This window comes from Acetobacterium paludosum (genome assembly GCF_008086595.1).
Lineage (GTDB): Bacteria > Bacillota > Clostridia > Eubacteriales > Eubacteriaceae > Acetobacterium > Acetobacterium paludosum.
Map to the genome: position 1 here is coordinate 1 of NZ_RXYA01000028.1, position 5,379 is coordinate 5,379.

3 protein-coding genes and 1 rRNA gene are annotated in these 5,379 nt (G+C 38.0%); 1 reads left to right on the forward strand and 3 read right to left on the reverse strand.

The genetic code is table 11. The features are described 5' to 3' along the window. The first annotated feature begins 693 nt into the window (after positions 1 to 693). The gene (locus FZC41_RS16900; RefSeq protein WP_148568628.1) at positions 694 to 1,764 is read left to right on the forward strand and encodes a uroporphyrinogen decarboxylase family protein; all 1,071 of its coding nucleotides are present in this window, start codon (positions 694 to 696) and stop codon (positions 1,762 to 1,764) included. Positions 1,765 to 1,974: 210 nt separating this feature from the next. On the opposite strand, the gene FZC41_RS16905 is transcribed toward FZC41_RS16900, so the two are convergent. The 3 genes from FZC41_RS16905 to rrf form a co-directional block, all read right to left on the reverse strand. Next, complete coding sequence (locus tag FZC41_RS16905) at positions 1,975 to 2,592, reverse strand: TetR/AcrR family transcriptional regulator (RefSeq protein ID WP_148568629.1); 618 nt, start codon at positions 2,590 to 2,592, stop codon at positions 1,975 to 1,977. 62 nt (positions 2,593 to 2,654) lie between these two features. Next, positions 2,655 to 4,832, reverse strand: coding sequence for a DNA helicase RecQ (gene recQ / locus FZC41_RS16910; protein ID WP_148568630.1), 2,178 nt, complete (start codon positions 4,830 to 4,832; stop codon positions 2,655 to 2,657). 416 nt (positions 4,833 to 5,248) lie between these two features. Further along, positions 5,249 to 5,365: ribosomal RNA gene (gene rrf, locus FZC41_RS16915) — 5S ribosomal RNA — on the reverse strand. Positions 5,366 to 5,379 lie beyond the last annotated feature (14 nt).

Consider the following 5,379-nt stretch of genomic DNA (forward strand, 5'->3'; position numbering starts at 1 on the left):
TGCATGTGTTAAGCATACCGCCAGCGTTCGTCCTGAGCCAGGATCAAACTCTCAATAAAAGTTTGTATTCGAGCCTTTCGGCTTTCATATCTGTCTCATGAATAACTCAATTTTATCCTCTTGCGAGTTGATGTTTTATAGAGTGCATCTCTCTGTTTCTATTTTAGCCTTCTGCATTCTTGCGAATGTTTTGGCTGTTTTACAGGTTTTATGGTACTATTCTCTTTTCTATGACCGCCGCTCCGTTCTTACGAAGCTTGTATAGTATATCGTCGTTTTCCTAAGTTGTCAAGTTGTTTTGAAAAGTTTTTTTATTGATTTTGCAGTCGCTATTTAAGGCAACTTATTTAGTATAATGATTTTTCTGACTTTTGTCAATAACAATTTCGAATTTTATTTTCTTTTTGTTTATCAGAAATTTATCCGTTTTTAATAAGCGATTAAATCAAGTCAATCACCATTTTAAATTTAACTAGTTAAATAATTCGTAAATATTTATTGATTGACAAATTTGGATAAAGCGAATACAATCATTTTAACATACCAATAGTCTGTTAAATGCTATTTGACATAATCTTCTTTATGGATTTAAAATTTATTTAAACCTGGAATTTCATTATGCTCCATTTCAAAAGTAACTATAACTGTCATTCTTTTGGTATTTATCTTTAAAAATAGAAATCGGAGGTTATTATGAGTAAAATAACAGAACGTGAAAATTTTTATCGCATGGTGAACAAAGAACAACCAGATTTTGTTCCTCATCAACCAAGTCTTTTACAGATGGTTTTACCAAGAGCCATAGAAGACCGTGCTCCTGGTTTTGGTACTGGATATGATTGGTTTGGTGTACATTGGACAGAAGATCCGGAAATGCCAATGATGCCTGTGGCGACAGCTAATATGCCTGTGGTTCTGGAAGATATCTGTGATTGGCATGAAGTAATCAAATGGCCTGACTTAAGTGCCATTGATTGGGAAGCATGTGCAAAAGAAGATGTTCCTGAAAAAGATCCAACTAAGATATTATGTGCAATGTTAATATCCGGTCCTTTTGAAAGATTACACGATTTAATGGGATTTGAAAATGCTCTTTGTTCTTTAATGACTGATCCAGATGAATGCGAAGCTTTTTTTGCTAAATTATGTGATTTCAAGATCGACCAATTAAAGTACTTGAAGAAGTATTACGATATTGACATGGTCCATTTTCAGGATGACTGGGGTAGCCAAAAAGATTTGTTCTTCAATCCCCAAATTTGGAGAGATTTAATTAAGCCACATGTTACACGCGTAATCAATGCGGCACATGAACTTGATATCCTATTTGATATGCATTCCTGCGGTAAAATTGATCGCATTGTGGATGAAATCATTGAAATGGGAGTGGATGTATTAGATCCCATTCAACCGATCAATGATTTGCAGCGATGGAATAACGATTATCATGGAAAACTGATTTTCATGGGTGCTTTGGATGCGCAAAATGTTATTGATAGCCCCTCTTCTTCTGAGGAAGATATTAAAGTTGAGGTCCATCAAAAAACAGATCTTTTTGCTACAAACGGTTACTATATTCCCTTCGCCGTCGCCTTGTCACCTCGTGTGATGGAAGCATTGGATGAATCCTTTATTTATGGACGGACCTTTTATAGTGATAAGTATGCTGAAGATGTTTCGTTATTTATCGCACAAAACAAACTAAAAACAAACACTGTTTCTGAACCATCATTAGTTCCCGGTATGGATTTAAACATAAATTAAAATCTTATAACATGTAAAAAGTCTCTTATTTATCAAAGCACCTTTTGGGTTTATAATAGCTAACAAACGATGTTTTACATATTATATGTATATTTAAGATAAAAATACTTTCTAAGGATAGTTATATTATTTAGTTATATACGTTCTAACAATCGGACTGTATAACACAATAATTAATTATCCTTATCTTTAAATTTTATAATGGTCTTACTATTTATTACAATAACTATCCACCATATTGGATATTGTAAAGTTGGTCAGTTTCCATCCTTTTTCCGTTAATGAATATGTTCCATCAAATATGCACCAATCTGCAATCATTCCACTCAATAGAGTCATAATGACTTCTGTAAGCATATCTACTGGTGTCGCTTTGATCATTTCGCCTCTGTCAACTGCAGATTGTAAGACTTCCCTAAGTTTTGCCCTTGAAAATACAGAAAAAGTATCTGCACCTGTTTCCCTCGCATACTCTCCGCCAACGACATATTTAGTCCGTTGTCTCGTAAATTCAAGTCCTGTTTTATCAACAACTGATAACAGCGAATTAACAAACACTAAAATCTGTGTTTTTATATTTACATCATCACATTCATTTATCGCAACCGTAAGCGAACTGTTTAGCATTGTTTCTATCTGCGAAATAATATCCAATTTTGAATTAAAATGATGGTAAAATGCGCCTTTTGATACCCCACATTCTTTACAAATATCATCAACTGTAACATGATCAAATCCTCGTTCATTGATTAATGCTACACTGGTATTAAATATTTTTTTCTTTGTTCGTTTTGCCTGTAATGTTCGTTGGTTCACGTGTTCTTGCATAAAACCCTCGCTTTTTTCTGTTCATTTTAAGTTGCGTTGACACTCCTATATCAATCAGCTAATTATTGTAAACCGTTTTTGTGGATAACAATTTTTATATCTTCATAGCTACACGTTTCAGGCAGTGCCTCCTTGATGGGTTTCAGCAGATCCAAACCGGTCTTTTCAATTGCCTTTAGTATCAGCACTTCCTTTGCTTCATCAAGAAAGTTCGACCAATCCACCCGCTTATCCTGCTGATCACAGCGCATCAAATGTCCGATCACAGTGTTTCGCGTCACTCCTCTTTCGCGGGCAATTTCATCAAGGGAGCATCCCTTTGTATAGAAGTCATAGGTTTTCTTATAGGAATCACTTCTAGATTCTTTTTCAACCATTGCTTCCTGAATCGGAGTGGACGCTCTTTCATTCCGTTCTTTTATCTCAATTTGATTCGTATCAACAAAAACTTTGATTTCCTTCATAAAGAGATCCCCATAATTCTCAAACTTTGCCTGTCCCACGCCACTAATTTTCAAGAAGCTTTCCTGATCCAATGGAAAATAAGCTGCCATTTCTTTCAGAGTAGCATCGTGAAAAATCATAAAAGGCGGTACTTCTTTTTCCTGTGAAATGCTGTAGCGAAGTGCCTTCAGCAAACCAAATAAGATTTCATCAAAGTCTATGGGGTATTTTACCTTGCTCTGCTTTTTATTTTTGACAGCTTTCATTTCGACCAAGTGCTTTTTATGAAAGACTTTCTCATCACTTTTCAAGACTCTGCTGGCCGCCGCTGTGAGTTTCAGTACCGGATACTCATCAGCAGTGACGAGTATATAGTCCTTAGCAACCAGCGTCATGATGATTTCTCGAAGGCTTTCCGACGTGTGATCTGTCATGATACCATAGGTTGATAACGCATCGAGTTTCAGATCCAGTATTTTTTTGTTTTTTGATCCCCGCAGGACCGAAATAATCATGTTAAGTCCAAATCGATTTTTAAGACGATAAATACATGAAAGAATTTTCTGGGCTTCGATGGTGATATCCATCATTTCCGATTCATCCAGACAGTTCCCACAATTCTCGCAACGCTCAAAAGTTGGTGTTTCTCCGAAATATTCGAGTATTTTCTTTCGGAGACATTCATTAGTATGACAATAATCTACCAGGTATTGTAAATTTTCAAACAGCAGTTTCTCGCGTTCAGGGGAAGACTGATTAAGCTGAATCAGTCTTTTCTGTTTTACAATATCGGCCGGTGAATACAAAATGGTGCAATGACTAACTTCACCATCTCTTCCGCCGCGTCCCGCTTCCTGATAATAAGCCTCCATATTCTGCGGCATATTGTAATGGATGATAAAACGCACATCCGGCTTGTTGATTCCCATGCCGAAAGCATTCGTCGCCACCATGATATGAACACGATCATGAATAAAATCGTTCTGATTTTTCTGACGAAGTTCTGGCCTCATTCCCCCATGATAAGCGGCAGCTGAAAAGCCTTTGGCTGTCAATTTTTCAGTTAATCCTTCCACTGTTTTTCTGGTGGCACAGTAGATAATCCCGGATTTATCTTGAAAGTCCTGCCTTATGGAATCTGTTACGTATTTAAATTTATCTCCAGTCTTAACCACCTGATAGAATAAATTGGGGCGATCAAAGCCGATGATCGACTCCACTGGATTTCTCAGCTTCAACAGCGCCTTAATTTCCTGGGTAACTTTGACCGTGGCTGTCGCAGTGTAGGCAGCCACTACCGGACGATGGGGTAGGGATTCAATGAATCTAGGAATTTCCTGATAATGCGGACGAAAATCATGTCCCCATTGGCTGATGCAATGAGCTTCATCCACTGCAACCATGGCAATGTTGAGCTGTTTCGAAAGTGCTAGAAAAGAATTTGCGTTCAATCTTTCCGGCGCTATATAAAGCAATTTATATTGATTCTTCTGGATGCCTTCTAGACGCTGGTTATAGGTTGCGTCATTCAGGGAACTGTTCAAAAAGGTGCTGGAGATGCCCATTTCAGTTAATGCATCAACCTGATCCTTCATAAGTGAAATCAGCGGTGAGATGACAAGGGTGATTCCCTTCATTTGCAGCGCTGGCAGCTGGTAGCAAAGCGATTTTCCACCACCCGTGGGCATAATGCCCAGTACATCCTCCCCATTCAGAACTGCCTGAATGATTTTTTCCTGACCTTCTTTGAAGTCATCATAGCCGAAATAGCGGCTTAAATTTTCTGTAAGCGTCAAAGCAACCTCCTAATAATTGATGGATTTGCCAAAATTAAATGATTTTTATTTAAGCATCCCCTCAACTCTTCTTAACATTCAGTATAGCAATCAAACCGACAAACGTCAATCTTGCTGGCTCATGACTAGACGTGGGTTGAAAAATAAAGCCGTGCACTTCGTCTCCGCTTCGCCAGATGGCTCCTTCCTAAAAATATAAAAATAGAGATCAAAGAACAAGTTTATTCCATGACGTTCGTCTAAATGACTCGAAGAATCACTGCCGTTTAATGCCTTCGTGCAACTCCGTCTCCGCTTTGCTGCGCCTCCGTTAGGGGCTTCGCCCCATAAAAAAATACAGATATAAACATTGATTTTCAAGCTCACTTGAATCAATGTTTATATCTGTATTTTTTTGCACGGCTTCATTATAAAAAGTCCCGCAACGTCCTATCCTCCCAGGCAGTTACCCACCAAGTACTTTCGGCGCTGGAAGACTTTACTTCTGTGTTCGGTATGGGAACAGGTGTGGCCCTTCCGCCATCGTCGCGAGACTAGCTAATACTAT